Below are 308 nucleotides of genomic sequence, written 5' to 3'. Positions count from 1 at the left end.
CAACTGCAAGGTGAACTGCAAAGCAAGCAGTATCGCGCACAGCCAGTCAAACGGATAGAAATACCGAAAGATGATGGTGGTGTGAGACTGCTGGGAATTCCAACAGTTCGCGACCGCATAGTACAACAAACACTATTGAACATTCTCCAACCGCTCTTCGACATCGACTTTCACCCATCAAGTTATGGGTACAGGCCGAAACGAAGTTGTCATGACGCCATCAGCAAAGCCACGGTATTTATTCGTAAATATCACCGTGAGTGGGTGGTTGATATGGATCTGTCGAAGTGTTTTGACCTACTCGATCA

General features: G+C 46.8%; 1 protein-coding gene. It reads left to right on the top strand.

The window, feature by feature from the left end:
- Positions 1-308, top strand: a 308-nt coding sequence (locus AAEZ22_RS18285) for a reverse transcriptase domain-containing protein (RefSeq protein WP_352298429.1), incomplete at both ends; no start/stop codon positions are given.

This window comes from Pseudoalteromonas sp. 20-MNA-CIBAN-0454, from assembly GCF_040308685.1.
GTDB classification, from domain to species: domain Bacteria; phylum Pseudomonadota; class Gammaproteobacteria; order Enterobacterales; family Alteromonadaceae; genus Pseudoalteromonas; species Pseudoalteromonas nigrifaciens.
This window is presented reverse-complemented; position numbering and strand designations above follow the sequence as displayed.